This is a genomic window from Ktedonosporobacter rubrisoli (assembly GCF_004208415.1).
Taxonomy (GTDB): domain Bacteria; phylum Chloroflexota; class Ktedonobacteria; order Ktedonobacterales; family Ktedonobacteraceae; genus Ktedonosporobacter; species Ktedonosporobacter rubrisoli.
On record NZ_CP035758.1, the window covers coordinates 11,215,894 to 11,242,427 of the forward strand.

The 26,534-nt window shown below is 49.3% G+C and carries 25 protein-coding genes; 9 read left to right on the forward strand and 16 right to left on the reverse strand.

The window, feature by feature from the left end:
- Window positions 1-144 precede the first annotated feature (144 nt).
- The 6 genes from EPA93_RS47550 to dhaM all read right to left on the reverse strand — a co-directional run bounded on the left by EPA93_RS47550 (window position 145) and on the right by dhaM (window position 5,638).
- Window positions 145-1,560 carry a hypothetical protein gene (locus EPA93_RS47550; protein WP_129894282.1) on the reverse strand — a complete coding sequence of 472 codons (1,416 nt, stop codon included), beginning with the start codon at window positions 1,558-1,560 and terminating at the stop codon, window positions 145-147.
- A gap of 364 nt (window positions 1,561-1,924) precedes the next feature.
- Window positions 1,925-2,269 (reverse strand): GlsB/YeaQ/YmgE family stress response membrane protein, encoded by a 345-nt coding sequence (locus EPA93_RS47555; protein WP_129894283.1) that lies wholly within the window; start codon window positions 2,267-2,269, stop codon window positions 1,925-1,927.
- Between the two features lie 303 nt (window positions 2,270-2,572).
- Window positions 2,573-3,226, reverse strand: a complete 654-nt coding sequence (locus EPA93_RS49445) for a LysM peptidoglycan-binding domain-containing protein (protein WP_207229389.1) — start codon at window positions 3,224-3,226, stop codon at window positions 2,573-2,575.
- 562 nt (window positions 3,227-3,788) lie between these two features.
- Window positions 3,789-4,814, reverse strand: a complete 1,026-nt coding sequence (locus EPA93_RS47565) for an alcohol dehydrogenase catalytic domain-containing protein (RefSeq protein WP_129894284.1) — start codon at window positions 4,812-4,814, stop codon at window positions 3,789-3,791.
- Window positions 4,815-4,819: 5 nt separating this feature from the next.
- Entirely contained in the window at window positions 4,820-5,200 is a 381-nt protein-coding gene (locus EPA93_RS47570) for a cupin domain-containing protein (RefSeq protein WP_129894285.1), read from the reverse strand.
- 24 nt (window positions 5,201-5,224) lie between these two features.
- Window positions 5,225-5,638: a dihydroxyacetone kinase phosphoryl donor subunit DhaM gene (gene dhaM, locus EPA93_RS47575; RefSeq protein WP_129894286.1), complete on the reverse strand. Its 414-nt coding sequence runs from the start codon at window positions 5,636-5,638 to the stop codon at window positions 5,225-5,227.
- A gap of 294 nt (window positions 5,639-5,932) precedes the next feature.
- Here dhaM and EPA93_RS47580 point away from each other — a divergent pair, with 294 nt between their 5' ends.
- Window positions 5,933-7,033 (forward strand): diacylglycerol/lipid kinase family protein, encoded by a 1,101-nt coding sequence (locus tag EPA93_RS47580; protein WP_129894287.1) that lies wholly within the window; start codon window positions 5,933-5,935, stop codon window positions 7,031-7,033.
- 96 nt (window positions 7,034-7,129) lie between these two features.
- Entirely contained in the window at window positions 7,130-8,206 is a 1,077-nt protein-coding gene (locus tag EPA93_RS47585; RefSeq protein ID WP_129894288.1) for a dipeptidase, read from the forward strand.
- A 46-nt stretch (window positions 8,207-8,252) separates the two neighbouring features.
- On the opposite strand, the gene EPA93_RS47590 is transcribed toward EPA93_RS47585, so the two are convergent.
- A complete protein-coding gene (locus tag EPA93_RS47590; RefSeq protein WP_129894289.1) occupies window positions 8,253-9,320 on the reverse strand; it encodes a polysaccharide deacetylase family protein in 1,068 nt (355 codons plus the stop codon).
- Window positions 9,321-9,557: 237 nt separating this feature from the next.
- On the opposite strand from EPA93_RS47590, the gene EPA93_RS47595 reads away from it, so the two are divergent.
- Both EPA93_RS47595 and EPA93_RS47600 read left to right on the forward strand, forming a co-directional pair.
- Window positions 9,558-10,787: a glycoside hydrolase family 3 protein gene (locus tag EPA93_RS47595; protein WP_165423879.1), complete on the forward strand. Its 1,230-nt coding sequence runs from the start codon at window positions 9,558-9,560 to the stop codon at window positions 10,785-10,787.
- A gap of 142 nt (window positions 10,788-10,929) precedes the next feature.
- The gene (locus EPA93_RS47600; RefSeq protein WP_129894291.1) at window positions 10,930-12,381 is read left to right on the forward strand and encodes a hypothetical protein; all 1,452 of its coding nucleotides are present in this window, start codon (window positions 10,930-10,932) and stop codon (window positions 12,379-12,381) included.
- A gap of 28 nt (window positions 12,382-12,409) precedes the next feature.
- On the opposite strand, the gene EPA93_RS47605 is transcribed toward EPA93_RS47600, so the two are convergent.
- From EPA93_RS47605 to EPA93_RS47615, 3 genes are all read right to left on the reverse strand, one after another.
- Window positions 12,410-12,853 (reverse strand): OsmC family peroxiredoxin, encoded by a 444-nt coding sequence (locus tag EPA93_RS47605; RefSeq protein ID WP_129894292.1) that lies wholly within the window; start codon window positions 12,851-12,853, stop codon window positions 12,410-12,412.
- 328 nt (window positions 12,854-13,181) lie between these two features.
- Complete coding sequence (locus tag EPA93_RS47610; protein WP_129894293.1) at window positions 13,182-13,634, reverse strand: cupin domain-containing protein; 453 nt, start codon at window positions 13,632-13,634, stop codon at window positions 13,182-13,184.
- A 67-nt stretch (window positions 13,635-13,701) separates the two neighbouring features.
- On the reverse strand, window positions 13,702-13,944 hold the full coding sequence (locus tag EPA93_RS47615) for a DUF2249 domain-containing protein (protein WP_129894294.1): 243 nt from the start codon (window positions 13,942-13,944) through the stop codon (window positions 13,702-13,704).
- Between the two features lie 193 nt (window positions 13,945-14,137).
- Between EPA93_RS47615 and EPA93_RS47620 the strand changes: the two genes are divergently transcribed.
- The gene (locus tag EPA93_RS47620) at window positions 14,138-14,458 is read left to right on the forward strand and encodes a metal-sulfur cluster assembly factor (RefSeq protein ID WP_129894295.1); all 321 of its coding nucleotides are present in this window, start codon (window positions 14,138-14,140) and stop codon (window positions 14,456-14,458) included.
- Between the two features lie 166 nt (window positions 14,459-14,624).
- Here the strand turns inward: EPA93_RS47620 and EPA93_RS47625 are convergent, their stop codons facing one another.
- Both EPA93_RS47625 and EPA93_RS47630 read right to left on the reverse strand, forming a co-directional pair.
- On the reverse strand, window positions 14,625-16,031 hold the full coding sequence (locus tag EPA93_RS47625; protein ID WP_129894296.1) for a hypothetical protein: 1,407 nt from the start codon (window positions 16,029-16,031) through the stop codon (window positions 14,625-14,627).
- Window positions 16,032-16,135: 104 nt separating this feature from the next.
- Window positions 16,136-16,375 (reverse strand): DUF2249 domain-containing protein, encoded by a 240-nt coding sequence (locus EPA93_RS47630; protein ID WP_129894297.1) that lies wholly within the window; start codon window positions 16,373-16,375, stop codon window positions 16,136-16,138.
- Between the two features lie 531 nt (window positions 16,376-16,906).
- On the opposite strand from EPA93_RS47630, the gene EPA93_RS47635 reads away from it, so the two are divergent.
- Window positions 16,907-17,575, forward strand: a complete 669-nt coding sequence (locus EPA93_RS47635; RefSeq protein WP_129894298.1) for a Crp/Fnr family transcriptional regulator — start codon at window positions 16,907-16,909, stop codon at window positions 17,573-17,575.
- A gap of 136 nt (window positions 17,576-17,711) precedes the next feature.
- Here EPA93_RS47635 and EPA93_RS47640 read toward each other — a convergent pair whose 3' ends face one another.
- From EPA93_RS47640 to EPA93_RS47655, 4 genes are all read right to left on the reverse strand, one after another.
- Window positions 17,712-18,305 carry an O-methyltransferase gene (locus EPA93_RS47640; protein ID WP_129894299.1) on the reverse strand — a complete coding sequence of 198 codons (594 nt, stop codon included), beginning with the start codon at window positions 18,303-18,305 and terminating at the stop codon, window positions 17,712-17,714.
- Between the two features lie 202 nt (window positions 18,306-18,507).
- On the reverse strand, window positions 18,508-19,530 hold the full coding sequence (locus tag EPA93_RS47645) for a D-2-hydroxyacid dehydrogenase (protein ID WP_129894300.1): 1,023 nt from the start codon (window positions 19,528-19,530) through the stop codon (window positions 18,508-18,510).
- A gap of 260 nt (window positions 19,531-19,790) precedes the next feature.
- On the reverse strand, window positions 19,791-20,678 hold the full coding sequence (locus tag EPA93_RS47650) for an amidohydrolase family protein (protein WP_129894301.1): 888 nt from the start codon (window positions 20,676-20,678) through the stop codon (window positions 19,791-19,793).
- 219 nt (window positions 20,679-20,897) lie between these two features.
- Entirely contained in the window at window positions 20,898-21,746 is an 849-nt protein-coding gene (locus tag EPA93_RS47655) for a 3-hydroxyacyl-CoA dehydrogenase family protein (protein WP_129894302.1), read from the reverse strand.
- Window positions 21,747-22,427: 681 nt separating this feature from the next.
- Here EPA93_RS47655 and EPA93_RS47660 point away from each other — a divergent pair.
- From EPA93_RS47660 to EPA93_RS47670, 3 genes are read left to right on the forward strand one after another with little or no spacing between them, the layout of a single operon-like run.
- A complete protein-coding gene (locus EPA93_RS47660) occupies window positions 22,428-23,780 on the forward strand; it encodes a polysaccharide deacetylase family protein (protein ID WP_165423880.1) in 1,353 nt (450 codons plus the stop codon).
- The gene (locus EPA93_RS47665) at window positions 23,737-25,647 is read left to right on the forward strand and encodes a N,N-dimethylformamidase beta subunit family domain-containing protein (RefSeq protein WP_129894304.1); all 1,911 of its coding nucleotides are present in this window, start codon (window positions 23,737-23,739) and stop codon (window positions 25,645-25,647) included. The genes EPA93_RS47660 and EPA93_RS47665 overlap by 44 nt, the downstream gene beginning before the upstream one ends.
- A 13-nt stretch (window positions 25,648-25,660) precedes the next feature.
- Complete coding sequence (locus tag EPA93_RS47670; protein WP_129894305.1) at window positions 25,661-26,368, forward strand: class I SAM-dependent methyltransferase; 708 nt, start codon at window positions 25,661-25,663, stop codon at window positions 26,366-26,368.
- Window positions 26,369-26,534: the final 166 nt, after the last annotated feature.

Here is a 26,534-nt window from a genome sequence, read left to right on the forward strand (position 1 = left end):
ACTACTGTAGTTTGCCGCAGTTTCTTCTCCTCAATAGGCTATAAAAGGAAGTGATAGATCAACAGCTTATCCTACGGTCAAGTCTGTAAGCTTTCCTGCTTCTATGGCCTGGAATTGGAGGCAATAAGCACAGTTTATTCTCGCTCAACGAGAGGAGAAAGACGGTTCTGCCAGAGTGTCAAGCATCTGTGCCACTTCGCTGGCCGAAGCAGGACTACTTAACGCGTCCTGTACCTCGCGTGAAAGTGGTAATGGAACCCGGTAGCCGGGAATGAAGCCGCTCCAGGGAGCAGAAGAAAGAAGATTGCCAGCAGCTGTAAAAGGACTGGGATCATCAGAAACGGTCCAGAGAGCATCATCCTTGACAAGCACGGGCATTAATCCCAGCTTGACGAGCTGAGCTAGCTGCGTGAAGAGTAAAGCCTGTTGTCGACCACGAATCTGGGCTTCCCAGGCGAGCCGAGATTGTGAATGCGTCAGTAAAGATATGCTTAACTCAGCAATTTGTCTGATGCTCCGCGCTGCATTGATCCGCGCCTGGAGGTGACGATAGCGCCGCGGTTGAGTGTAGAGAAGCGTCATAGCCTGCCATAAATTGTTAGCCCAGGGCTTGAGCTGGGTATGAGACTGCGGCCAGAAAATACCTTCCAGAACCCGGACATGGTAACCTATCTGTTGACAGCAAGCGAACAAGGGTGTGCTAATCCAGGCCTGCTCCAGACAGCCGGGAAGGAGTTTCCCATCGAAGAGAGAGCCGGCGCGTTCCAGTTGGACGTGCCAGATTCCCGGATGTATTCCATCGGCCTCGCGCCCCTGAGGAGATGACTGTTGCTCTCCGATTCCTAACCGAACGTCGAGGCAGGCCTGCAGGAGCCGTGAGGCATGAGCATACTTGTGCAAGTAGCGCTGACGTTGTTCGACCAGGGTCAAGGGACGCATCCAGGACAAAGCGGCAACCTCTGGCTGTATGTATGCTGCAGACTTTTCTTCAGTTGCAGACGAGGCCTCCTGAGAAAAGGAATGAGACGACCAGCCCTGCTGGTCCTTGCGCAGTTCTGCGAGAAGTTGGGAGGCCAGCTGCTCAGGCGTCTCGGTGATCTGGTGGGCAAGCACCTGGTCTAGATAAACGATAGTTGCTAGTAGGGTTGTCGCGTTGGGAAGAGACCAGTCCCAGCCAGTATAGGCAGGAAAGGTCAGCGTAAGATGGCGGCGGGGATGCTTATTTCCCAAGTCTCTGGGCCAGAAGAGGGCGCTGGCCGGGCGTTGTGGATCTGTCGTAGCGGGACGTACTAGAGAGAGCCAGCGTGAGCCCACCTGCTCTAAACTGGCACAAGTGCAGTCTTGCGAAAAGTTGCTGGCAGGCAAGACCCACACAGAGCTGAGCCCTTGCTGCCATAGATACGCAAGCAAGCCATCCGTTGTTCCCGCTTCTGGAGGGAGCAGATGGAGATCTTGCACGCCTCGGCCCTGGTGCATGGCTCCCATTAGCAATTCATGATCTGTAAGGACTCCAAGGGATAATTGGGAATGGTGTATCTGGGAGCGTGCTATGCTACTCATCAACTTCTCCGATCCAACAGAAGGCATTAAACTTTCTACAGCTTCTTACAAAAGGCTATTCTTCTCGTGAAGGGTAAAAACGGCAAAATTGGGCAGTGTTTTCAAGTGAGAGCATATACCTGAGGAGAAGCCAGAAAGAGTCCATATTCCACCGTTTATTGAGATCGCTGATGCAGATAGCTACTGTGAAGGAGATAGAGCAATAATTTTATCAATGCATGGGGCAGGAGCTGTTTATATAAAATGGGAAGTAAACTTTGCTGTCCAGCATGAAGTTTTTAACATTTATGTGCGTGCAAAGTGCGATATATAACAAAAAGTGGGGATAGGGTTGCGCGCTACCCCCACTTTGAGAGAAGGTTGTCTACCAGAAAAGGCGGCGGCGGGGACGACGGACATAGCCACCACGCCGATAGTAATGGCGTTCATAGTATGGCCGATAAACGCGATGGTAGGCAAAAGCACTCCATAGAGCCGTAAGGATGGCAGCTACAATAATAGAGCTAATCAGCGGGACCCCGGCGATTTGGGGATCGCCGGCAATATGGATGCCTAAGAGACCAACGATAAGGAAGATAGCGATAAACCCGATAATCGTAGCACCAATAATTCCGTCTGGCGCTCTTCTACGCGCAATCAACTCGCCTAAGACACCGACAATCAAGGAAATGAGAAGCCATACTAATAAATTTTCGATAGTTAAATGCATATATATCAACCTCCTTATTGTAAATCATCCCTCATATATCCTGCTGGTAACACGGATAAGCCCGTCTTTTGGCTTCAATCCATAATAGTTGCCTTTTGCCCTCCTTCTTATTTTCCTTGATCTGTTTTTCAGCTTCTAAGTTGCCTGCTAGCGATAAAAAACATCCCTGGTTTCAATATTTGAAACCAGGGATGTGGCACCCTTGGGGAAACTGCATAAGCAATTGCAGTTTCAGATATGTAGATATTGGCTCTAATTAACGCACATCAAGAGGAGAGCTATTGCGCTCGACCGCATGACATGCTATGGCTGGCACTGCCACTCTCTCCAACTGTAGCCATCCCGCACAAAAATTTCGTGAGCGGCATTGATATTGGCCCAGGCGTCGTAGGGCGAATTTCCAGCTTGCGAAGTGCTACCCCAGGTACTGGGATAAAGAATTTGGAAAACTCCTGCAGCGTTGCTGCCCCCAATAGAGAAGGAATTACGTGCGCCAGGATTCAAAGTAGATTCGCACATGGCAACACGGACAGCCGCAGGTCCGTAAGGTCCGAAGACCTGATTAATCATAGAGATAATCTGCCCACTAGAGGCATTAGCGTTCAAGGGTGCGTTGTATACGCGGGCCTGTGCATTATTTCCCGATCCACCAGGGATGCAAACTTTCTGGCCTGCATAGATAAGATTGGAATTATTGATGTGATTGTGGCTCGCCAAAGCTGCTGCACTGGTACTATAACGTGATGCAATTCCTCCCAGCGTGTCACCGCTTGCAACACTATAGGTTTGGTCTCCCTTCGCACAGGCTTCTTGAGCCTGGGCTTGTCGCACTGGACCATTTATGAGGAACGCTGCACCAAGGACTACCAAACCAAGGACGACAAGGGCGGCTTTACCAAGAAAACGCGGCCTGTTGTCATGTTGTAAGAACTTTCTGACGTACTGATTAACTTGCAAAGAAACCTCTTTTCTTTAAAAACTGACGAGCTTTTGTCTGACTGATGTTCCATCTGGCACCTATGGTCAATAGAGATTGGCGGTCCCTGTTTGACTCATATGGAACAGCCATATAATAGCATGAGCTATTTTGAATCACAAAAATATACTCTGGCATATAGCCCAAATGTACTATGTGCAGAAATCTCTATAAAATTCCATTGACTTAGCATAAATAGGTGGAACGTAGTATTAGCAAAAGTAATGAAGCTAGAAAAGATGCTGCTCGGATACTTCTAGAAAGACTGTATCCATGGCTTCAGAGAAGAGTTTATTAATCGATTGAGGGCAACATAAGGGAGCGAGTAAGCATTATTTTTTCGCTCAAGTACTGAGCAGCAATAGAGGAAAAAAGTGAACTAAAAACTCGGTATTCTCCCTGGAACAAGTATCCCTTAATTCTTGCGAGCTTCTCTTGATAGCCTTTGCCTGAATTGCCATGGCAAAAGATCGAGGGATATTTCTAGCTATCCTGCGGCTCAGCAATTCACTAGAGCCTGGGAGAGTACCGATATACGTTTTTTTACTCAGCAATAATAACTGCCTTTAGTGCATTACCTGGATTGGCTACCAGGTGGAAGGCTTGAGCGGCGTCTTGTAGCGCAAAGCTGTGCGTAATTACCGTTTCGGCCTGAATACGCTTGCTCTGTAGCAGTTCTAGCGCCTGACGAGTCTCATAAGGTCCTGCTGAATAGCTTGTGCGCAGCGTGATCTCCTGAAAGAAGAGCTGATTGGGCGTAACTGGCAATATTTCGGTTGGCGGAGGGGGCGCAAAGAGGAGAACAGTCCCACCCGGGCCAACCAGCTCAAGGCCCTGTTGCATAGCGCTAATTTTAGAAGGGGTCACGATGACAACATCGGGTTTCTGCCCATTATTCGCCGCGCAGATTTGCGCTAACAGCGGTGCCGCCTGCGGGTCAAGAGCGATATCGGCTCCCACCTCCAGCGTACGCTGGCGACGATAGGCAATTGGATCAACTGTAATAACCCTGAGTGCACCACGCTGCTTGACCAGTTGCGAAATCATTAGCCCATTGCTGCCGGCTCCTAAAATTACCACAACATCTCCCGGGCGGATGGCTGCTCGCTCAACGCCTCGGATACAGCAAGCTAGCGGTTCAATTAAAATAGCTTCTTCAAAAGATAAACTATCAGGCAGTGGGAGGACATCAAGCTGCACGTTTGGGGCCGGAACACGAATATATTCGGCAAGTCCGCCCGGATCAAGGCGTGTAGCGCGAAACGTGGAGCACTGAGAAAATGATCCACGCTGGCAGAAATGGCAAACCATGCAGGGAACGTGATGGTGAAGAAATACGCGTTGGCCTACCGCAAATTGCTGTACGCCGTCACCAACTTCCGCTACAACTCCAACCGGCTCATGTCCTGGATAAAGTGGAGCCCGGGGACGCATATACCATTCCATCACGTCGCTAGCACATAGTCCACAGGCCCGTAACTGCACGAGCAATTCACCAGGACCAATGCGGGGTACTGGCTTATCGACAATACGTACATCGTCATTAGAGTGATATTCAACGACACGCATATAATTTACCTTTTTGCGGGAACAACGCAAATAAAGCCAAATGGCTCGTCACCTAACGTAAAGAACTGATGAACATCGTTGCCTGAGATATAGATTACATCTCCTGTACTTACCTCGTGCTCTTCCTCTTCAAGGCGTAAACGCGCGCGGCCATGGAGGACATATACCCCATGATCATGAGCATGTTGATCGAGCGAGGTATAGCCGCCAGGCTGCACGGCAAAGTAGCGCATATGAAAGTGCGGAGCGCCCTCGTCGTTTCCAACTAAAATTTGGCGCGTCGCCTCTTTGGCCCTGCTATTATCGGGTCCATAAGCGCTTACTGGTATGTCTTGCCAGCGTAGTTCGCCTTGCTCTAATTTCTTAAAGCGATGAATCTTGCTCATCCCTTATGATCTCCATCTTGTGGACTATTCAGACTCTTTATCCCGTACTTTGGGCACCATTACGGCGCCCTCTGCTGCCTGAGCAACCTCGTCAAGGTTGCTGCCGGTAGAAGCTTCTACTGCTGCGATTACAGCTCCTTCTACAAGCGGAGCAGAGCTAATTTTAATGCGTTCTGCTTGTTCGGGGGCTAGCGCTTCTATGGCCATCTCTGTGGTCATTACGGCGCTGCCCAGATCTAGCAGAACGAGCGTACCATCCGGACTATTTGCCTGCTGTAATGCGTCCATTACCTTATCTATCGAGGTTCCGAGGGAACCATCTGCGCTTCCACCGGCTACAGCAATCGTAACTTCTCCCTGGGCCATCTGGCCGGCCAGCTCTGCCACGCCATGGGCGAGGCGCTCGCTATGAGAAACAATTACCAGACTGACTGTCATGGAATGGCTCCTTACTTGAGAAGATCTTCTCCTGCTTACTGATTTCCTTTTATCGCACTCGCAAGCCAGAATTTGTGGAATGCTGGCCTCCGTTCTATTGTACTATGCAGGGCAGATAAAGGCCATCTCGCTTGTGGGTGAGGGATAGGAGCTCCTCTTGCTTTAGCATGGTGTCAATTATCAGGCCACGGATGACAGCACTATACATTCGTATATTTATATAGATTGTCTCCCCGCTATCTTTCAGGTTATAATGCTCTTGATTTATAGTAAAGACGGATTAAAGAGGCAAAAATGCATACTAACTTATTTCAACCACACAGGGCCATAGTTATACATAGTCCTCACGCAGGCAGAGCTTCTCAATTATCTCAGGTGCTGGATTATGTGCGCCAGGCGGGGATCGAAATCATTGAAACATTGGCCATCACCGAGCTTGATGGTTTGCCTGTTCAGGGTCAGCACTGGCGTGATGCTGGCTGTGAGATTGCTATTGCTGCCGGTGGTGATGGCCTGATAGGAGGCGTGATTACACATATTGCCAGGAGCCATTTGCCCCTTGGTATTCTGCCTCTAGGCACTGCTAATGATATTGCGCGCTCGCTCAATATTCCCCTGAATATCCAGGAAGCTGCCGAGCTTATCGGGCATGGAAAGCTTGTAGCTGTTGATATCGGTGAAGCCGTGCCTGCAGAGCAAGCACCTCATGGACTTAATCCTCAAATCGGGGGACGTTCACTTGCCTCGATTCCGCGTCAGCACCATGGCTTTTTTGCCCATACACTCACTACTGGCCTCAATGTGCAATTTGCACGCCTGGCTACCAACGTTGCAACCCGACAGCGCTATGGGCGTTTAACTTACCCAGTAGCTGCACTTGAGGTGTTGCGCAATTATCAGGCGCTTGAGGTTTCCTTACGTATGGATGGTGCGGTCTGGCCCTCTGGGACCTCTGAGCCAGCGGCTGCAGGCGTTGTCGATGGGCCTATCACCGTAAAGTACCATGCTTTGCAGGTTGCAGTAATTAATGCCCCTATATTTGGAGGCGCATGGCAGCTCTCAATTCCTGGAGCAGCTATAGATGATCAATTACTTGACATTATTATTATTGAGGAGATCGATCTCAAGGAACTGAGTGCAGCTATTGCACGTATTTTTAATCCGCAGGTCGATTCTGAGCTTTCTCCAACTGGCGAATATATCAAATATGGAGTGCTTCATCCTGCCGAGTTGGTAAGCGGGATATCAGGAGTGCACCACTTCCAGGCTCGCGGGGTAACGATTATAACGAGTACAGATCCACAGGATATCACCCTGGATGGTGAGTTGCGTGGCCGAACACCGACATATGCCTGCACGGCGAAAGAGCAGCTACAGGTCGTCGTTCCCGCCTGATGAGGAATGATATGCCCTTGCTATTGGTGTGATAGGAAGTGTACAATTTGAAACGAACTATAATGAGAACATTATTTCCAGAAAGGGATACTGGGCATGAGTGACCTCAAAGCGTTTCCTATTTTTGACGGGCATAATGATACATTACTTCGGCTCTATCTCCCCAAGCAGAACGAAAATCGCGATTTCTTTAAAGAGAGCCAGCAGGGGCACCTTGACTTGCCGCGTGCGCGCCGTGGAGGCTTTGCAGGCGGATTTTTTGCGATCTTTACACCAGATCTGGCTCCTGAACGTAAGATGGAAGCTAACCTCATATTTACCGAGAAGGGCTATGAGGTGCGCCCTTTTCTTGCCATTGATCCATTCCATGCCCAGCGTTTTACTATAGGCGTGATGGCAAGCCTGTTTCGTCTGGAAGCTGCTTCACAGGGTCAGGTCAAAGTTGTGCGCACGGTTAGCGAGCTTGAGTATTGCCTGCAGAACAATATCCTGGCCATCGTTCTACACTTTGAGGGCGCTGAAGCTATTGATCCAAAGCTCGATGCCCTTGAAGTCTTCTATCAAGCGGGATTGCGTTCACTTGGTATAGTCTGGAGCCGCCCTAATGCCTTTGGCCATGGTGTACCCTTTAAATTTCCCCACTCTCCTGATACCGGTCCTGGCCTGACTGCTGCGGGTCGCGAACTGGTGCACGCTTGTAACCGCCTGGGGATTATGCTGGATCTTTCCCACCTCAATGAACAGGGTTTCTGGGATGTGGCGCGGCTCTCTGAGATGCCACTGGTTGTAACCCATTCGGCAGCTTATGCGCTTTGTCACTCAACGCGCAATCTAACAGATCGGCAACTGGGCGCAATCAAGGATTCAGAGGGCCTGGTCGGACTCAATTTTGAAGTCTCAAATATGCGTGAGGATGCCATGGACGACCCAGATACGCCTTTAGAAGTGATGGTACGCCATATAGACTATCTTGTTGAACGGGTTGGCATTGAAGGCGTGGGTTTTGGCTCCGATTTTGACGGCGGTATCACACCTTCACGAGAGTTAGGGGACGTCACAGGATTGCCTAGACTCGTAAATGCTTTGCGGGAGCATGGCTATGATGATGCCGCCCTGCGAAAGTTGACGCATGAGAATTGGCTACGCATTCTGCGTCAGACATGGCGAGACTAAGCGCAGAATGCCCAGAAGCGTTGTATACCTCTGTTATATGACCTTGCTACATAGTGGCCGCTCGAACCCTTAAATCTGCTAGCCAGCGGCGCGTCCAGATAAATTGGCGAGGCGTTGGGGCTGAATCTAGCGTCTCAGTCTGGCCAGATGTCTCGCTTAATGCTTTCTGGTGAAGGTGGTCGATTAATTGAGGTAGAGGGACGAAACGAAAACCGCGTTTTTGGAGTGATTCAATTATCGTAGGTAATGCAGCTACGGTTTGGGACCGGTCTCCACCGCCATCGTGCATAAGGATGATCGAACCATTCCCTACCTGGCTCAGAACGCGACTGATGATAGCTTGCGTGCCAGGACGCGACCAATCGCGCGGGTCTACGCTCCAGAGCACTACAGTTAAAGCCAGTGAATTTGCAGTTGTCAATACGGTTGGGTTAATATCACCGTAAGGTGGGCGGAAATACGTCGGGCGAATACCGGTAGCGTGCTCGATAGCGTCTTCAGTTGTAGTAAGCTGGTTGCGAATATCACTTGCTGAGAGATGGGGGAGATCGGGATGCGACCAGGTATGATTGCCTATGAAGTGGCCAGCCTGGTGTTCGCGCCTGAGTAAGTCCGGATAGGCCTGAGCTTGACGGCCGATACTGAAGAAGGTAGCTTTTATTCCGTAATGTTGTAGAATCGAGAGTATTTGTTGTGTGTAGGGTGGATTAGGGCCATCATCGAAGCTTAAAGCTACCTCTGGTAAGCTAGTATTGCCACGTGCAATGTAGCGATCTTTGGATTGTAAAGTGGCTATTTGTTGTTGTAGTGAAGAAGGAAAAGGAGTAATGGGTTCTGGCCTGGGAGTAAGCCCTGACACAGGAACGGCCGTGGGTGAGAGTGCCGGTGAAACAGTGGGCGAGGACAGATTGTTGTGGGAATGAGCCTGGGCTACAGATGTTATTGGACCGGGCTTCTTGGCCTGTTGCGTAAAGATAGTCGCCCCAAGAGCAATAGTTAAAGCTGATAAAGCTAGCAAGATTGCCAGGCCGCTCACAATAAGAAATGTAGTGCGACGAATTGTTTTCCTTTTCCCTTGATTATATATATTATTATTGATATTCTGGTGATTCATATACTTTCCTTAACCTTTGGAGTCCCATCTTAAAGATAAGATTTTTATACGATGCATGAGCTTAGCGACGTTCTATAGAGAATAATGTAAGTCTTGTGTTATTTGTTCCGGCCATTTGTGGAGAAATGAAAGTCAGGACCCCCAGATTTAGCTGCTGGCGAGCCTGAATGATTGTAATATCGGAGCGTGTAAATGTATATATTAAGACGACCCAGGTTTAGAACTATGGGTACTCGTATGGCGATTTTGGTATGCTGCCTGTTGTGCTTATGTACAACTGGGGCTACGCCTGCCTTAAGTGCTCCTCCGCACCAGAAGCTACCCTCAGGCATTACCCCGATTGCGCACAAAGTGGTAACGCCTAATGCCGATGTGCAGAATATGAAGAAAGATGACCCGCAACAGAAACGACTGCGAGCGGCGCAACAGATAATACAAAGTATGACCTTTGAGCAGAAGCTGGGTCAGCTTATTATAGTCGAGTATCTTGGAACCGATTATGCTGATAGTGGCTTACAGACTATGATCCAAAGGCAGTCTGTAGGCGGATTCATGTACCAGGCGGCTAACCATAATTTTGATCCTCCATATGATGATGTAAATAAAGTAAAAGCCTTATCTGAGCAGGCAGTGAAAGATGCGCAGATCCCTCTCTTAATAGCTACCGACCAGGAGGGTGGCCTGGTAAATCGTCTGTATACCTTTCATGGTGAGCTGCCTTCAGCTCAGGAAATGGCTGCAAGTGGTGATCCTCAAGTTGCCTTTGCCCAGGGCAAGCAGTCTGCTGGTTGGATGCGTGAGTTAGGCATCAATGCGGATCTGGCTCCCGTAGTTGATGTGCAGACCGTCGATCCTCCTGTATTAGCTTCGCGTATGTTTGGGCGCGACCCTCAGACCGTGGCTAAGTATGCAGGAGCATTTCTGAAAGGCTTGCAGGAGAATGAAGTGGCCGGTTGCTTGAAGCACTTCCCTGGTCTGGGAGCAATTACCTCGGACCCTCATAATGACTTGCCGGTGGTTGAGCGTAGTAAAGCGGAACTGGAAAATATCGATCTCGCACCCTATAAGCTCATTTTTCAGCAAAGGCAGCCTGCGATGGTTATGGCAACTGATGTGCTGATGCCGACCATTGATCCTGACTTGCCGGCCGAGCTATCGCCAAAGGCAATCAACGGCGTATTGCGTGGAGAGCTAGGCTATAATGGGGTGGTCATTACTGATGGGCTCTATATGGAGGGCATTAGTCAGAAGTGGACACTGGGGCAAGCTGCAGTGCTCTCTATTCAGGCAGGTGGTGATCTGATCGAAGGTCCATTTACCGTGCAGCAGGTAGCTGAAGCAATTACGGCCTTGAAGCAAGCTGTACAGCAAGGGAAAATAAGTACTGAGCGTATAGACCAATCAGTACAGAGAATTTTGTTAATGAAAATGCAGTATCATATCTTGTCAGAGTCTGAGGTGTCTTGATCGGGCCTTCTTATCAAGGCTAATGAAATTGGAATTGTGATGAAGCTGTGACGAAAGTTGCAGCTTTTTTCTATGAAGCGATACTAAGATACTGCATATAATAATTGAGACTATTAATTGTCCGATGTGAGGAATACGTAGAATGAGCGTTACTGCATATAACAAAGCTTCGCCGGCGAACGCGGCTCAACGTCAGGCTCCCTTTTCGCTGGTAGCTCCGTTGTTACAGACAGCTTTATTGTTAGGTGTTGGTGGGGGATTCGCCCTGGCCTTTGTGTTGACGGTGACACGCATGCTGGCTATTTCCGAGGGAAAATGGTGGGAAGCGCTAGCCCAGGCCCATGGGCATCTGCAGCTCTATGGCTGGGCTGGGCTATTTGTGCTTGGGGTCTTGTTTCACTTTCTCCCCCGCCTGCGCGGCGCGGCACTGGCGGCTCCGAGATTTGTACCCTACATCCTGGGAGCTCAAACGGCGGGCTTGCTTTTACGTGTGTTAAGTCAGCCCCTGGCGGCCTTGACAGGAGGTCTGGTATGGCAAGTTTTGTTGATTATAAGTGGAGTATTGGAATGTGTGGCCCTGCTCACAGCTGTAATGTTGGTTGTGTTGACAGCCTCGCGTGGCCCTAAGCTATCCACGCGTCCAGCATTCTGGAGCGTATTGCCATTTTTTGTGGGGGCGTTGAGCGCGTTAGGTCTTGCCAGCGTGATCAATCTTATAAATGTTGTTCTTGCCGTCGATCACGGTGGGCTTGTTGCCAGTACATTTGATGAGCTAAATACGACTTTAGGGTTATTAGGTTTTCTTGTGCCCATAGCCCTGGCCATGTCTGCGCGCTCTTTGCCGATGTATGCAGGCCTTGATGCCTTTCCCCAGAAGGTAATCTGGCCCCTGGCCTTTACGTACTTGCTAGGGGTGGCGCTTTTCTGTATTGGGACTGGCGCTCCTTCTCTTTCTGTCCTGGCAGATGTACGAGGGCTAGGCATGATATTGAGCGGGATAGCAGTTATTATCTTTGTAAGTGTCTTTATACGGCTTATGAGTTCGCGGGGAAGGTTGCCTAAACGGGTTTCACAGTTAGCGCCTGTGCCTCAAGTGGCGGCGCGTTCATACCAGGTACGCGATTATAACGAACGTAATGCGTTTGGGCCGTTTGTAGCACTAGTGGCTAGCGCGTATATATGGGCAGTGTTAGGAAGTGTATTATTGCTGGTTGATGGAGTTGAATTGCTCATAGGGAGCGCTCCACTTTTTGCCATGGATGCGATACGGCACAGCTTTGCCATTGGCCTGATAGCCTTGTTAATCTGCGGTGTGGCGCCGCGGATGATCCCGGGTTTTTCGGGTGGGAATATCCGCTCGGCAAGATTAGTAAGTGCTACATTATGGCTGGGTAACATCGCAGCAGGGTTGCGCGTCGTCTCTTTACTGGCGCTACCGCTATTGCTTTCTTTGGGCACAATAGGCATAAGTATCGCCTCCATAGGATTTGGTCTATCCGGTCCTGCTGGCCTGGCGCTGGCTATTTGCCTGGCTCTGAACCTATGGCCGGCTCTTCTATCATCACCACGAATCACAGTAAGCAGGAAGCGATAACGATAGAAGAGCGAAGAACTTTGGGCACTTATGCTTCCAGGTGAGCGTTTACCTGTATGTTTACATTGTTACGCAAGGCGTTAGAGACAGGGCAACCCTGCTCGGCTTGTTGGGCAGCTTGCTGGAAGCCAGATTCATCCAACCCAGGAACTTTGCCGCTAACGTCAAGGCGCATGGTAGAAATCTTAAAGCCAGCTTCTGTTTGCTCAAAGGTACAAACGGCCCTGACAGTTAGCTTCTCAGGGGTTTTTCCCTGGCTTTCAAGCGTGTGCGAGAAAGCCATTGCATAGCAGCCCGCGTGTGCGGCGGCTATAAGCTCTTCCGGACTGGTCTTTCCATCAGCGCGTTCAGTACGCGAAGCCCAGGTGTAAGGTTGATTCGAGAGAACGCCACTGCCAACTTGGAGCGTACCTGTGCCATGGAACAGACCGCCCTCCCATGACGCCTCGGCTCTTCTTTCAGCTTTTAACATAGACTTTCCTTTCTGCACAAATTAATTTCCATCTTCTCATGCAGACTATAAAGAGAAAGCCGATCTTGACGTAATCAGGCTCCTGCCTCCTCCTGTTGCCGAGTGGCTGCATGAAGGATGATAGAATTAAGTTATGTATACAACGTCAGGCTCCCTCAGAGAGACTCACCTTGCCAGTTTCTCAATTAGGCATTGTTTTCCTATAGCCATTGATATGGCCGGCAACTTTGTTGTGGTATGCTAGCGCCTGCGCCCTTTCAGAGGCCAGTGCATGCAGGATATTGTATGGTTAATTCCATGATAAACCCTACCCTATAATCAAAGACAGCTAGCTTTTTCGGGACACAAGCGGTTGTATACCCCGAAAAAGCTCGTTTTGTAAACTATGGTTAGACGGGCTGGGAGTCATGGTAAGTAACATGATGGCATCAGTTCGTGCGACGACGCTATGAGGTATATTCGCTTCTAGTTGAATGAGCATACCGGCCTTGAGTTTGACATCAGTGCCGGTAGCTGAAAAAGAGACCTGTCCTCGAAGGACCTGAACCAGGATCTGGCTAGAAGTTTTATGCTCTTTTAACTCTTGTCCAGCCTTAAAGGCAAATAGGACAACGCGTGCCGTATCGATATCTGAAAGCACCTGCACGTAGGGTCGCTCTTCCTGGAAGCGGGCGAGCGTACGCAGGTCGAATACAATCAGGTTGCCGGGTGCTCCTTGAGCCTCTGAAAGCTCCTGTGAGCTTGGTCCCTGCACTACTGGTTCCTGTGGTATTTGACTCATGACGCCCTCCCTTAAAGATGTGTAAAATGTCGTAAGTAATTTAATGGAATTCTACGACCTACAGGCGCTATTTGGCAATTTTTTGGATGCGAATAATCCACTCAACAGGCCCTTGCTGTTCAGGTTCCCAGTTGAACATATTGGGCCTTTCCGCCAGTAGCTGATAGCGCAAGGGAGCAGGATCGTGGTCGTTGATCAGGCGCAAGGTATCGCCGGCACCCAAACCGTCGAGCTGGCTGAAAATGGTAGGGTGGCGCTCACGGGGGACCATATTACGGACATCAAGATCGACTACTTTAGCTTCGGCCATTTTAATACACTCCTTTTTAAAAGTAGGTTAGATTTTTCTTGCTATATTTCACAAGCGGTGCGTTTGTGAATACACCAGTAGTATGCATTGTTTGCCTGCGCTTTGACTGCGACTAATGTCGCAGATTTTACAGGAAGCTATAAGCTACCCTTCTTCCTGAAGAGACATTGAGATAAGAGAGGAGGTGCTTGTCATGAATACAGATGAGATAGAGACTGCAAGATCTCAGATCTATGAAGCTTTGCACGAGGTCTACGATCCTGAGCTGGGCGTCAATCTTGTGGATCTTGGCCTGATCTATGGGGTTGACGTGAGTGAGGATGGATTTGTAGAGATTACTATGACGCTAACCACACCTGGTTGTCCGATGCATGAATCCATTAGCGAAGGGGTTGGTGTTGCTTTGCAAGATATTCCAGGGCTGACCAGTGGCGAACTGCGCTTAGTTTGGGAGCCACCCTGGGAACCCTCGCGTATGACTGATGAGGGACGGCGGCAATTGGGTTGGCTCTAATAGAAATAGAGAGGTGAGAGGACGCTTCTGTCCCTCACCTCTTTGAAGAGAACTGTTGGCAGGATGAGCATGGCGAAAACGATTGTAGCGATTATTCACGATAGAGCCAGGGTAATGAGTAGCGCGAAACAGCATTTTTGGCCCTGCTCCGGGTTTATGGAGCTTTTCAAGGCGTGGATGCTTCCTGCTTCAGCGATGCCGAAGATGGTAAGGGTCTGAGGTGGCTGACAATCCCAGCGACATTTATGGCAGCCAGGATCAGTCCTATGCCAAACAAGGCACAGGCAATTTGCAGCGGGAGTACCCAGGACAGTAAAGCGGCAAGGATAGCTAGAGGTAATCCAAGGTTGATGAGCCACCAGCTAAGCCAGGCCCAGCGCTCGTGTACAAGCTCCCTCATGAGAGGAACTTTTTTTCGCCCAACCTCTGAGCCGTAACGCGCATGCCAGACAAGAAACGGTACAATCTTGTAAAGATAACCGACAATGCTTTGTCCCAACCACCCTAAAAGTATGCCCAGGGCCAGGGCTGCCAGAATCCGTGGCGCGTTCCAACCCATGCTTTCAATTAGAATAGCTCCGGGAAGCATCAGTCCGAGATAAACAACGGCTGCAATGCTATGATATTGCGTGACATCGAGAACTTTGCGCTTTCGTAGGCGCAGCATGCATACATAGTCGTAGGCAAAGAGCCAGACAGCTGCCACAAGAATAATCCCACCGAGGATGATTATCTCCTGCCAGGAAGAAATGAATCCCAGCACAAGTAAAACGATGCTTACATTGAGCAATATAAAGATACGTTGCCCGCGCCTCTCGTCATTGCCGTGAACTAAAGCAAACAGACGTACGAGGGTATAGGAAACGCCAATCAAAGTATTAGTTAGCCAGCCAAGTACACCTAGCGTTATATGGGTCAAAACGAGCTGATCGAGGCCCCAATCAAGAAAATTGAACTGGAAATTGAGCGCTGCTGTGAGGCCCAGACAGACGACGATGCTAAGGTAAACCAGCGAGGCGGTCAGATAACTGGTGGTAAGCGGTCGCGTTGTGGCATGAGCCAGTGTAGAGCCCATAATTATAACGTAATGGATGACAGCCAGCACAACTAATGAACCTCCGCTAATCATCAGCCAGGGAAGCATGAACCAGAAGCCACAAAGCAGCAGGATAACGCCAGTCACATAGATTGGATAGTGCCAGCGCAGAAAACGCGTGGCGCGGAGTGGGGCCACGACGATAACAGGCGTAAGTTGCAATGAAGCGCCCATAATGGCCATGGTGAGCCAGCCTAACGTCACGGTATGAACCATAGCGAGCACATGTGGAAAGCCTGGTGCTAGCATAGCCTGAGGGGCAACCAGGGGGAACAAAATTCCAAAGAGTGCTGCTGCGCAGCTACCTGTAAGTAAAAATGGTAATGGTACGCTCAAAGGCACGCCTCTGCGCCCACTCATCGTTCCCAGGCCATTGATAGCGATAGAAGGAGGGGACGCAGTTTGATTAGCAAGCCGCTGCGACATATCTTTCTTAAGCGAAAAGGGGGATTTTTCGGGATGGGAGGGCATACTCACGGCACGGTTGCTCCTTCTCTTTTAGAAAGCGAAGAAAGCGCCTATGCAAGAGTGACTTGCATAGCCTCTCTCCGATACCTCTGCTAGAGGCTGCTCAGCCTGGCTCAGCTTGCCTGGTTACGGGTAAATCGTACAACCCATTCATCGGCGGCCACAGACTTTGTTTCATGCGAAAAGCCTCGTCCGGCCAGGACTTCATATAGCGGAACAGGTTCAAAAGGAGCAATAAGGACCAGCGTGTTGCCGGGTTTGATAGACTCGGCAGTTTCCATAATGAGGACAAAGGGTTCATCGCCCCGCTCAAGTTGGGGACGTACATCCAGAGTTGTTTCGGTATGCGACATATTCTTAAAACTCCTTCAAATGCAGGTAGGGAGGCAGACAAGATATATTCAGACTTAAAGTAAGCAGATCAGAAAATGTTGTCATCTGTCCATACCGTACAGTGTAAGTTGAAGAGGGCATGGATTTCTGTGACTTATGTCGCAGCATCAGCAGGGGAAACATGTCATGCTAGGAGAGAGTGGATAATGCGTATATGTAAGGTGGCATCCTTGCCTTATATGTCCTTCTCCATAATTATAACTGAATGTTTTTCGTATTACAATATGCTGGTGTAACATTTACGACTTACTATATGGAGGATTGCTTGTATTTAACTGCTACTTTAGGTGAATAAGCTAGCGAAAATATTGCACTTGTAACTACAAGCTAGCGTGAGCTGCTCAGCGTACAGTATAATCTCTTGCAGCATGTATTTCTGGGAAGTCATGGCTGTGAAGACATGACTACGTATGGATACACTATGAAGTGAGTGAGATCGTACTGAATACCATACATGCGAAGTATAATTCTGAATAGGAGATAGCATTGCTATGCCTGTAGATAGAGCGGCGATTCACCAGATAGCGTTGTTTACTGAGCTTGGACCTGAAGACCTGGAGCAGGTGGCCTCTATAGCTCTGGAGCGTCGTTATGCTCGTGGAGATATTATCATCCTGGAGGGCGATCTTGAAGGAGCCCTGTATTATGTGCATACTGGCCTGGTCAAGGTCTTCAAAACCTCACAAGATGGAAAAGAGCAGGTATTGCGCCTCATCTCGCCGGGGCATACCTTTAACGACGTACCTGCGTTCGATGGCGGGCCAAATCCGGCCAGTGCCGCGGCTATGGAGCCCAGCATTGTCTATATGCTGAAGCACCTGGCTCTAAAAAAGCTGATCATGGAGCGCCCAGCTGTAGCAGGAGCGGTGGCGCTAACATTTGCTAATGCCCTACGCCATATGGTTGCTCTAGTAGAGGATCTTTCATTTCGTCACGTGACCTCACGAGTAGCAAAGATTTTGTTAGATCAAGAGAAGTCTTTGCAAAGTAAAAAATTTGTGCATCGTCTCACGCAACAGGAGATTGCTGCACTCGCTGGTACTGCGCGTGAAGTCGTCGGGCGGGCTCTCAAAGAGCTGGAGGCCGCCGGGGCGATCGAGGTGAGCCAGGGGCGCATTGTTGTCCTCAATAAGGAACGTTTATTGATGTTATCGCATTAAATGTGCGAATATAATGTGTTATGGTAAGCGATTTGTGCATATATTTAGCTCCAGCTTACCATATATTCTTGACGGAGCTAGCAATCTTCATACGTTTACAGCCGGAGCTACCGGCTGTAATACTTTGCAAACCTCTTTAGTCCGCTCTCTGCCGATACGCCAGGCTTAAACCTTTCCCCACAGGAATGATAGTATGCTCGAACTGGGTCAACTTTTCGATGGCGGCCAGGTAGCCAGCAATTTCATCGGGATGCGAGTTGACATTATCAGCGAGAATGAAGGCATCCGGTGTTAGCTTAGGAACTATAAGTTCGAGCTGGTTAGGGGCGCTGCGACGGTCTGCGTCAAAGAAGACAAAATCAAATGGACCAGTTAACCTGGCAACAATTTCGCTGGCATCCCCGCAGATGAGATCGACGGTTTCGCGTAAATGGGCGCGGCGCAGGTTCGTGTCGGCTAGCGCATGCTTTTCCGCGCTGCGATCAATGCTGGTAACATGGCCTCCGACTGTTTGAGTAGCCCAGGCTAGCCAGATTGTGCTGTAGCCGCTGGAGGTGCCGATTTCGAGAATATTGGTTCGTCGACTGCTCCGAACCAATATGCTCAGGAGTTGAGCAGTAGGAGGTTCCAGGTTAAGCATCTTTCGACTATGCTCTTGCACGCTGGCATCATTGTGTTGCCCTTCTGCGTATATCTCAGCTAGCAGACGCTGAATATCTGCATTCATCATAATGTGATCACCTTTCAGAGCTAAACGGACATACAGATTAAGTCTGACCTCCGTGTGTTGCGCCACGGATATCTCTGCCAATGGAAGAGATAATGATTGGACACTACAGACTCTTATTTAAAGCTCTCACTTAGCCTTAAACGAGTCTTTCTTCGCTAGGGGAAAATCAGCCTTTTTAAGCTGCGTATCATTCTTGCAATCGCTAATAGCCACGTTCCTTTTCTACTCTATTATAGAGCCTTGTGCCAGCCACATAGCGGCGTAAATTGGCCTCGAAAATATCGGCGGCGCGCTCATCGTAGCGCGGCGTAAGCCCTGAGCTATGGGGGCTCAGGAGGACATTCGGCATGCTCCAGAGAGGGCTCTCGGCCGGCAGAGGTTCTCTTGAAAAAACGTCTAGCGCAGCACCTGCGATGATTCCCTCGCTAAGCGCACGAATCAGGGCCGCCTCGTCACAGACATCACCACGGGCAATATTAACAAAGAAAGCTTGTCGCTTCATAGCTGCGAAAGCTTTCTCATCAAACATGCCTCGCGTTTGCGGGGTGAGCGGCACTGCGACGACAACTACATCACATTCTCGGAGCAGAACGTGGAGTTGTTCGGGACGAAAATAGGCTTCTGGAATGCTGCCTTCGGGATCTCCCACGTTGGGAAAGCTAAAGCCAGAATCGCGATGATCACTGCTTTGTTGCATGGCCAGCACGCGCATACCATATGCTTGGGCCAACCTGGCTACCTGACGGCCAATACTGCCATAGCCTACGATGCCTATAGTCCTGCCGTAGAGTTCCTGTGGCATCTCTTCAGGTTGCTCTTCTAACCGAGCCCATATTTTTTGCCGTTGCCAGCTTATTAAGCTGGGCAGGCGATGGAACCAGGCCTGGATCATCGTGAAGCAATGTTCTGCAATGTTGATAGCGTGAACTCCACTCGATGTGGTAAAGATTGCATCTCGCTCGAAAAGAGGGTGGTTCAAGAGCAAATCAGCACCGGCTGAATAGAGATGGACCCAGCGTAGATTCGGTACCTGATTGGCTGCTGGCATCCAAAATGGAAAGGTGTAGAGTACCTCTGCCTTGTGCCAGAGTTCGTCTGGGACTTCAGCTCCAGCACGCTTTGAATGATACTCAATTTGCAACTGGGGCGAGATCGTGCGTAAGCGCTCCACTCTGTGCTCATCAAGGTGAGCTGTAATGAGCACAAGGCGGGATGGGGTTGTCATCTATAAAATCTTCCTCTCAGTGAAGTGGACCGTGTAGCCGTCTCTTCTTTCATCCCTGCGAACAGGAAAGAAATACATCTGGCTGCTCGGTGACGGGGACATACGAGAACTTATGTCTCTGACCGCTACACGACAGGTCATTTGCGAAAAAAACGGTTCCTGCGGCTGCAAGCAGGCCTATGTATGAGCTATAAAGTAGTCCAGGTCCGGTTCATTCTTCTTAAGAAGCGGACCTGGCAGCTACGAGTTACCCACAAGAGCTACTTTTCTTGCGAAGAAAAATTCATTTGGGCGGCAGCCGTATGGGCGAGAAGTTTCTGTCCATTCTTCCATAAAAGCTTTTCGCGAACTTCAGGCGTGAAGTAGCTAAGAGTATCAAAGTCCTTGAGCCAGCGTTGTGGCGTGATAAAAGGATAGTCGGAGCCAAACAAGAAGCGATCCTGCAGGCGGGTGGCTGCTTCGCGCAGGAGGGTTTCTGGAATGTATTTGGGGGACCATCCAGAAAGGTCATTAAAAATATTATCTTTGTGGAGCATAGCCGCGATCATTTCTTCGTGCCAGGGCCAGGAAGGATGGGCTCCGATAATAATTAGCTCAGGAAAGTCAGCGGCAAGTGAATCAAGATAGATGGGTCGGGTGTAGTCAAGCTTGATGCCCATGCCACCGGGTGTTCCTGCCCCTAATCCATTTGTGCCGGTGTGGAAAAGGGCCGGGATCTTCAGCTCCTGGATTTTCTCCATGAGAGGGTAAAACGTAGGATCATTGGGATAGAATGCCTGTACCCCTGGATGAAATTTAGCTCCGGAAAGCCCTAGATCTTTGATGGCCCGTTCCATCTCTTTGACCGCTGCTTTACCCTTGTGGGGATCGACGCTAGCAAAGCCAATAAACTGCTGGGGATAGCGCTGCACGATGGCTGCGATATAGTCGTTACTAAGCGGTGGGCGTCCGGTGGCTGTTTCTGCATCCCAGGCTAAGAGAATGCCGACCATATCTAAAGCTGCATAATCGGCGGCGAGCTGCTCTATATCTTTGAGTTTTACTTCGGTGCGGAAATAGCGCTCTGCGGCCTGAGCATAAGGTCCGAGCGTTACCTGGATAAACTCGGTTGTAGGTAAGTGGACATGAAAGTCAATGGCGCGTGGCATACAAATCCTCCAAACAGATATTCAAGCACGACTTTGTGCCTTCAACATGTAATTTGCCCTGCCTTTTATCCTATAGTGACTTCGCTACTTTCTAGTTGCTATTAAACTCTTTTTATGTACTTACTCTCCCGAGGCAGGTAGATACCACACAACGATATCTACCTGTTGAGGATACTTACGTTGAAGGAATTGCCTGGCTAACTGAGCAAGTCTTTGAGACTAATACTGATAGAAGCCACGCCCACTCTTGCGTCCATACATGCCCGATGCTACCATGCGGCGCAGCAATGGCGGTGGTGCATACAGCGGGTCCTTATACTCTTCATAAATAGCTTCTGCAGCCCAGAGAGTCGTATCGAGCCCTACGTAATCGAGCAAGGTCAAGGGGCCCATTGGATAACCACAACCAAGCTTCATCGCAGTATCTATATCCTCACGGCTGGCCATGCCATTTTCTAGCATACGAATAGCTGCTAGTAAATAGGGAATGAGCAAGAAATTGACAATGAAGCCAGCAGTATCTTTGGCAATTACCGGTGTTTTGCCCAGTGAAAGCGCAAACTCTTTTACTGTCTCAATCGTTTGCTCTGAAGTTGAAATTGTCCGTACAATCTCGACAAGCTTCATAACCGGGGCGGGATTAAAGAAGTGAAGCCCGCAAATTTGCTCAGCCCGCTTTGTTACAGCCCCCATCTGGGTAATACTAAGCGAGGAAGTATTGCTGAGGATAAGGGCTTCTGGCTTTAAGGTTTTATCAAGCGCTGGGAAGAGGCGTAGCTTTTCCTCCATATTTTCAATCACTGCCTCTATGACCAGATCGCAGTCGGCAAAGTCTTCAAGGGCAAGTGTGCCATGGAGGCGAGCACGATTTTGCTCGACCTGATCTTGCGTGAGTTTCCCTTTGCGCGCCATCATATCCCATGCATCGTGAATACGCGTCATGCCCTTATCAAGCAGCTGCTGATTCACTTCACGCACAACTGTTTCGTAACCGGATTGAGCACAGGTTTGTGCTATACCGCCTCCCATCAGGCCACAGCCAACAACTCCTACTTTCTGAATCTTCATTGACTCTTACTCCTGATCTCTAAGGTTGTGTGCTAGACAAGAATATGGCTAATGCTACATTTACCCTTGTCTGCAGTCAGGCCCATAGAAAGCTGCCATAGAAACCTGCTTACGCGCTGCTATTCTATGTGCCTCTATCAGTATACAATTTTTGCTTTGGGAAATGCAGCACTGGGGCAAGCTCATGCTCAACTCGCAGCGAGTACGCGCTTTGCGAAAAGGGGAACGAGAAATATGCGCACAAAAAGCGCTGCCTGAAAGTGAGCCGGCCGTTGAGTACCAGTTATGGAGTTAATTTGAAGTGAGCCAAGTTTGGCCTGGCTGGTAGGCTGGAAGTGTAAGGAAAAGAAATTTAGACTTCTAGCGCAATTTCTCGACCTTCTCTTGACGGCTAAAAAAACCTCTTCTTGTAGAGAAGGTCCTATCCTTAGAAAAGGGGTTACTAGTGCGTACGTAAGCGTCTCCCGTAACTTCCTTTGGCTGTCCGGGCGAAGGGCTACTTCAATATCACTGCCAGGCAAGAAATTATCGATGGATTCAAGCATACATATTGCCATCGGGTGCGGGGTTGTGATGGCTACAGTTGTCAGAAAGGAGGGCGGCATTGCCCCACGCTGAAGGCGCCGGTGTCCTGCCGCAACGATCATGAATCTCGTTTCTTTCTCTATTAAGACCAAGGGCATGCATAACTTTGTGCGACGGCTATGGACGGTATTCGCCCGGTTTGGCTTTAGTGAAGCAAGAATCAAGCAGGCATTGTATGCTCTGCTCGAAGCTTCACGGGCCTATAACGCGGCCCCAACCTTCTTTATCCCTGCTGTTGTGCTACGCCGCCATCCTGCTTTGATTACGGAGATAGCTGCAAGCGGCGCGGAGATCGGTATTCATGGCTATGTACATAATGATTATCGTTGCTTGAGCGAAGAAGAGCAGTACCAGCAAACCCGGCAGGCAATATCTATATTTCATTCACTCGCCCTGCCTTTTCAAGGATTTCGCAACCCTTATTTAGGCTGGACAGAAGAGGTCTTGCATATTTTCGCTGCTCTTGGCTTTACCTACGAAAGCAACGAGGCGGTTATCCATGATGTCATTAATTGTGAGAAGCTTTTACCTGCTCAAAGAAGCGGATATGAAAAGTCGATGGCGCTTTTCCAGGCTATCGAGCCTACGGCTTATACCTTGCGCCCACATTTTGAAGGTGCTCTTTTGCGCATTCCAACCAGTATTCCAGACGATGAGATCCTATTTGATCGCTTGCGAATTACTGATCCTATGGAGATCGGGCGTATCTGGTGTCAGGTTATGGAGCGAGTGTATAGCTACGGTGGGATCTATACGCTCAACTTGCATCCTGAACGTGGAGTTTTGTGTAAATTGTCTCTAGAGGCTTTACTGCGTTACGCCAGGAGTCGTCCCCAGGCAGTTTGGATTGCCTCGTTAAGAGATGTTGCACAGTGGTGGAAGGAGCGCAGCAAATTTAGGATAGGTATCTCGGCTGTGGGCTCTGATTGCTGGTTAGTTGAAGCATCATGCGCTCCTCGGGCAACGTTAATTGCCCGGCACCTGACCGTAAATTACCAATCGCCTATTGTAGCTAATGGCAGGGAGGAGGTTATCTGTGAACATCGCTGCATCTTGCAGGCAGCAAAGTGTCCCTGTATTGCCTTGTCGCAAAGAACCCCTGTGTCTGTCATGGATTTTCTCTACGAGCAAGGCTATCCAGGCGTGTGGAGCTCACCAGGAGAAGCTACCAATTATAGTCTTGATCTGGACATGCCTGAAGGATTAGGGACGACGCGAGCGGAGCAGCTTGAGAGGCGTAATTCGCTTGTGCAAAAGATTGAGCAGTTAGATGCACCTTTGCTCTATTTTGGCTGCTGGCCCGAGGAGTGCCGGGCTGCACTTGCGATAAGTGGTGATATTGATTCGGTAACCATTCAGGATTTCTTTTTACGTATCCTGGAGGTTGCATCTGCAAAGGTACCATATGTTGCTGTCAATCGAGAACTTAACAAGGGAAAACTGGCCTGAGCGGCTTTCTGTAGGGGCCAATCCATATTCAGGCATGCAGTGGCTACGGCGGAAGCGCTGCGTGCCTGGGTATGCCCCTTTTCCACAGATATATACTGCTGCCTGGGTGAAATATAGCTTATTCGGTATTCTATTTCTTGTCCTATGTCTGGCACAAGTATTGCTTGCTATCGAAGGGCAAGTGCCGGCCAGGACTGCACTCAACGTCCAGGCTGCTAATCCTATATATCGGGAAAATCAGCATACAGGCACGACCCGTTGGCAATCCGTTGAGCTATTGAGAGCTAGCGAGCAGCAGAAACTTTCAGCCCAGTTTATTGGGAGCGAAGGCGCAGCAAAGGGAATAGATGATGGCCCTGCGATTTCCACAACTGCTTCTGGCCCGCAGGCCATCAGTGGCTATGCAGCTCAGACAAGTATTAATCATGGAGACGCTCTGGCACTCTATATAAGCACAAAAGAGGCAAGCTATAATCTGGAAGTCTATCGGATGGGATGGTATAAGGGCAATGGGGCGCGCTTGCTGTTAAGTGTGCCTGATCTCTCCGGGCAGAATCAACCCATTCCATCTCCGCAACCTGACACTGGTCTGATTGAGTGTAACTGGCAGGTTTCCTATGTTCTACAGACTTCACAAGACTGGGTGAGTGGTATTTATCTTGTAAAGCTTATTGCTAAAGATGGCTCCGTTGGCTATATTACCTTCGTGCTGCGAGCTGATGAGGCGGCTGCCGATATTCTCTACCAGGTGCCGGTAGCAACCTATCAGGCATATAATCATTGGGGAGGAAAGAGTCTCTATGATTTTAACTCCACAGGAGGGCGAGCCTACAAGGTATCTTATGATCGACCGTACTATGATTGGGCCGGTGCAGGTTTCCTCTTCACCGGTGACTACAATATGCTCCGCTGGCTGGAGGCGCACAACTACAATGTCACCTATGTTACCAGTCTTGATACGCAGACAAATCCTCTGATGTACACCAATCGCAAAGTATTTCTTACTGACTGGCACGATGAATACTGGTCGAAGGATATGCGCGATAATCTCGCTCTTGCCCTGAGCCAGGGAGAGAATCTGGCCTTTTTTGCGGCCAATGATATCTTCTGGCAGATCCGTTTTGAGCCATCGAGTAGTGGAGTATCAAATCGTATTCAAGTATGCTATAAGGATGCGAATCGCGATCCGCTCAGTCGTACTAACCCTGACATAGCGACGGTGATGTGGCGTGATGCGCCTGTGCATAAACCTGAGAATGCTCTGCTGGGAATTATGTATAACTCGGAATTCGATTATGGAGTGAGCTTTCCCTGGGTAGTTACGAATTCTCAGCATTGGATCTATAAGGGAACTGGCTTAAAGAATGGAAGCACAATTCCAGGCCTGGTCGGCTATGAGTTCGATAGTGTGTGGAATAATGGCTTAACGCCATCCGGCCTCGTTCCGCTGTCGCGCTCTCCGGTAATCAGTAAATATGGGGAGCATGCTACTGCCAGTGGGGCCATATATACCGCGCAGAGCGGAGCGCTGGTATTTGTTGCAGGCACAATCTACTGGCCCTGGAAGCTGGATGATAACACCTATGAGAAGTATGGAGCTGATCGCCGTGTGCAGATGATGACCACTAATGTGCTCAGCGCGATGAGGAGTGCGCCAACGAATATAGGATCTCCAGAGAGTAATCAAGGGGGAATACCTGCAATAGTAGCGCTGCTCTATGCTAACAAACTTAATCTGGCCGTAACTCTGGCTGGCTCACTGCTTCTCATTGCTCTAGGGGCACGCTTCCTCTTGACAATTATGCGCAAGCGGCGTTTAGACAAGCAGCGCGTTCGCCTTGACGATGATGATGAGTTTGAGATCTGAGGAGACAAAAGTTATGCTCGAAGAGATTTATACCAGCGGCGAGTTTCAGCAAAAAAATCCTACCTGGCATGTTGAAGATTCGCCGTGGAAAGCCAAGCAGATTATGCGTATGCTAGAGCAAAGGCAGATCAGGCTCAGGACTATTTGTGAAGTGGGTTGTGGCGTTGGCGAGATCTTGAAGCAAATGCAGGAACAGATGAGCACTGAATGCGCATTTTGGGGTTACGAGATCTCTCCGCAGGCGATTGAGCTTTGCCGGAGTAGGGAAAATGCAAAGCTGCACTTCAGGTTACAAGATATTCGAAAGGAAGAAGGGGTTTATTTTGATGCTATTTTATTGATCGATGTGATCGAACATCTGGAAGATTATTTAGGATTTTTGCGAGACATCAGGCCAAAAAGCCAGTATAAGATTATTCATCTTCCTCTTGAATTGACTGTGAATATGGTACTGAGCGGCAAACTTATTAAGTCGCGCGAAAATTATGGCCACCTCCACCATTTTGTTAAAGATACGGCGCTGCAGATGGTGAGGGATGCTGGCTATGAGGTCCTTGATTATTTCTATACACATATGGCTAATGAGCTTCCATCCGACAATGCTCGCTATGAAATCAAGCGGAAGCTGCTCAAATTGCCGAGGAAGCTTTTCTACGCGCTCAACCAGGATCTTGCTGTGCGAGTATTAGGAGGGAGCAATATTCTTATCCTGGCCCAGTAAGGCTGGGGGCTGCAGCCGCTGTGCCTGGTAAGAGGAAGAGTGCCTATCAAGGCTTTCCGGTTTTGAAAAGCTAATCGTTATTTACCCTGGTTTGTGCCTGTTTGGTAAAAGTTTTTGCTTTCGTTTTCTCCATCAAGAGAAGAGCCCCCTCTTGACTTTGTGGTGA

Bases quoted from the DNA above. Each gene is read 5' to 3' on its own strand.
- EPA93_RS47580 (WP_129894287.1), top strand. From the start codon at position 5,933: ATGCATACTAACTTATTTCAACCACACAGGGCCATAGTTATACATAGT.
- EPA93_RS47570 (WP_129894285.1), bottom strand. From the start codon at position 5,200: ATGAGCAAGATTCATCGCTTTAAGAAATTAGAGCAAGGCGAACTACGC.
- EPA93_RS47630 (WP_129894297.1), bottom strand. From the start codon at position 16,375: ATGTCGCATACCGAAACAACTCTGGATGTACGTCCCCAACTTGAGCGG.
- EPA93_RS47555 (WP_129894283.1), bottom strand. From the start codon at position 2,269: ATGCATTTAACTATCGAAAATTTATTAGTATGGCTTCTCATTTCCTTG.
- EPA93_RS47655 (WP_129894302.1), bottom strand. From the start codon at position 21,746: ATGAAGATTCAGAAAGTAGGAGTTGTTGGCTGTGGCCTGATGGGAGGC.
- EPA93_RS47665 (WP_129894304.1), top strand. From the start codon at position 23,737: ATGTTGCTGTCAATCGAGAACTTAACAAGGGAAAACTGGCCTGAGCGG.
- dhaM (WP_129894286.1), bottom strand. From the start codon at position 5,638: ATGACAGTCAGTCTGGTAATTGTTTCTCATAGCGAGCGCCTCGCCCAT.
- EPA93_RS47660 (WP_165423880.1), top strand. From the start codon at position 22,428: ATGCATAACTTTGTGCGACGGCTATGGACGGTATTCGCCCGGTTTGGC.
- EPA93_RS47620 (WP_129894295.1), top strand. From the start codon at position 14,138: ATGAATACAGATGAGATAGAGACTGCAAGATCTCAGATCTATGAAGCT.
- EPA93_RS47565 (WP_129894284.1), bottom strand. From the start codon at position 4,814: ATGCGTGTCGTTGAATATCACTCTAATGACGATGTACGTATTGTCGAT.
- EPA93_RS47585 (WP_129894288.1), top strand. From the start codon at position 7,130: ATGAGTGACCTCAAAGCGTTTCCTATTTTTGACGGGCATAATGATACA.
- EPA93_RS47595 (WP_165423879.1), top strand. From the start codon at position 9,558: ATGGCGATTTTGGTATGCTGCCTGTTGTGCTTATGTACAACTGGGGCT.
- EPA93_RS47645 (WP_129894300.1), bottom strand. From the start codon at position 19,530: ATGACAACCCCATCCCGCCTTGTGCTCATTACAGCTCACCTTGATGAG.
- EPA93_RS47650 (WP_129894301.1), bottom strand. From the start codon at position 20,678: ATGCCACGCGCCATTGACTTTCATGTCCACTTACCTACAACCGAGTTT.
- EPA93_RS47635 (WP_129894298.1), top strand. From the start codon at position 16,907: ATGCCTGTAGATAGAGCGGCGATTCACCAGATAGCGTTGTTTACTGAG.
- EPA93_RS47610 (WP_129894293.1), bottom strand. From the start codon at position 13,634: ATGAGTCAAATACCACAGGAACCAGTAGTGCAGGGACCAAGCTCACAG.
- EPA93_RS47590 (WP_129894289.1), bottom strand. From the start codon at position 9,320: ATGAATCACCAGAATATCAATAATAATATATATAATCAAGGGAAAAGG.
- EPA93_RS47600 (WP_129894291.1), top strand. From the start codon at position 10,930: ATGAGCGTTACTGCATATAACAAAGCTTCGCCGGCGAACGCGGCTCAA.
- EPA93_RS47670 (WP_129894305.1), top strand. From the start codon at position 25,661: ATGCTCGAAGAGATTTATACCAGCGGCGAGTTTCAGCAAAAAAATCCT.
- EPA93_RS47605 (WP_129894292.1), bottom strand. From the start codon at position 12,853: ATGTTAAAAGCTGAAAGAAGAGCCGAGGCGTCATGGGAGGGCGGTCTG.
- EPA93_RS47615 (WP_129894294.1), bottom strand. From the start codon at position 13,944: ATGGCCGAAGCTAAAGTAGTCGATCTTGATGTCCGTAATATGGTCCCC.
- EPA93_RS47550 (WP_129894282.1), bottom strand. From the start codon at position 1,560: ATGAGTAGCATAGCACGCTCCCAGATACACCATTCCCAATTATCCCTT.
- EPA93_RS47640 (WP_129894299.1), bottom strand. From the start codon at position 18,305: ATGATGAATGCAGATATTCAGCGTCTGCTAGCTGAGATATACGCAGAA.